This window comes from Paraburkholderia podalyriae, from assembly GCF_014397785.1.
Classification (GTDB): domain Bacteria; phylum Pseudomonadota; class Gammaproteobacteria; order Burkholderiales; family Burkholderiaceae; genus Paraburkholderia; species Paraburkholderia podalyriae.
The window spans coordinates 1-1354 of the sequence record NZ_VZQQ01000224.1; the positions used below are offsets into that span (position 1 = coordinate 1).

2 protein-coding genes are annotated in these 1354 nt (G+C 53.9%); both read right to left on the reverse strand.

Translation table 11 applies throughout. The features are described from left to right. Nucleotides 1-176: 176 nt before the first annotated feature. On the reverse strand, nt 177-587 hold the full coding sequence (locus F6X42_RS42690) for a hypothetical protein (RefSeq protein WP_187639738.1): 411 nt from the start codon (nt 585-587) through the stop codon (nt 177-179). A 75-nt stretch (nt 588-662) separates the two neighbouring features. Then, entirely contained in the window at nt 663-1040 is a 378-nt protein-coding gene (locus F6X42_RS42695) for a hypothetical protein (RefSeq protein WP_187639739.1), read from the reverse strand. Nucleotides 1041-1354: the final 314 nt, after the last annotated feature.

Consider the following 1354-nt stretch of genomic DNA (forward strand, 5'->3'; position numbering starts at 1 on the left):
GCCGCCGCGTGCCCGTCGATACAGTCTCTCCCGCGGTGTTCTCCATCGCATTGCTCCGTCGTTACGATGGCTACACCTTCGCACCGCGCGTACGTGCGTTCAAGACGGGATGCGCTGACGGATACGGGACAGCAGCAGGACTGCAAGAGCGTGTTTCATAGATTCAAAGGAGGACCTCACTCTATCTGCTTGAACATTCTGTCAGCCTCGACTCTCGACAGTAAATGCTTTGAAACGACAAAAATCTCTACGGCACTCATTGAGCATTCAAATTCGCCAGCGTCGTTCACAGCAATCACCTTGACCTTGTTTCCGTTTTTTTCGTGGAAGGTGATGTGATAAACCTCACGCCACAACTGTTCGCCATCTTCATCTTTTCCTATTTTCTCGGACGCCAGTTGCACGGCTTGGGTTTTCGTATAGTCGATATTGCCAACCATGCCAGCTTTTTTTAGTCTCCCTTCTGCTATGTTGGTCGGCCACCTGTCGCATTGGGGTTCTGGTTTAGGTTGCGCCATGCATAGCGCGGAAAGCGCTATGAGAATGGGTGCAAGAGTGCGTTTCGTGGCACCACCTTGATTGTTCATGGCGATGGGGTTCCACGTTTCATGGTCAGTCTCGCGCGCTGACCGGCGATGCTGGAAGAGCGCGCGCGTGAACAGTTACTCTATGTCCTTGAACAGTCTGTCAACTGGCGGTGAATGTCGCGAGACGACGAAAACCTCAACAGCACTCATTGAGCATTCTGACCAGGCGGCTTCACCCACGGTAATAACCTTGAACTCTTTTCCGCCTTTTTCGTGAAACGTAATGTGATAGACCTGGCGCCACAGTTGCTCGCCGTCCTCGTCCTTGCCGATCTTCTCGGATGCCAGTTGAACAGCCCGGGTTTTCGAATGATCGATCTTCGCTGGGTCAGTGAGGCCCTCGTTTGTCAGTGCGACCTCGGCGACGTTGGTGGGGTATCTGTCGCATGGCGGTGACTTCGCCAGGCATAACGCGGGAAGAGACAACAGCATGATGGCAAAAGCGCGTCTCATGGTTACTCTACCTCCAGCCATCTGTCACCACTGTCCCACATCTTTTTGCGTATTCTCTTGTCGATAACGATGCAGCCGTTTGACGCGTTGCCTGGGTCACTGAGGCTATCGCCGTGGATCATGAAGCCGTCACGCCCGCCCAGGCACGTTCTGCAAACAGGGTTAAGCCGCAGTGAATATTTTCCTGAGAGGTGGCGCCGAGAATCCGGACAGGTCGGTAAGTGGAAAAGCTGGGGCGTGAGTCGGTCATAATGGCCGGCAACAAGGAACCAGAAGATGACGAAACGCAACCGACGGACACACTCACCGGCGTT

Bases quoted from the DNA above. Each gene is read 5' to 3' on its own strand.
- F6X42_RS42695 (WP_187639739.1), bottom strand. From the start codon at position 1,040: ATGAGACGCGCTTTTGCCATCATGCTGTTGTCTCTTCCCGCGTTATGC.
- F6X42_RS42690 (WP_187639738.1), bottom strand. From the start codon at position 587: ATGAACAATCAAGGTGGTGCCACGAAACGCACTCTTGCACCCATTCTC.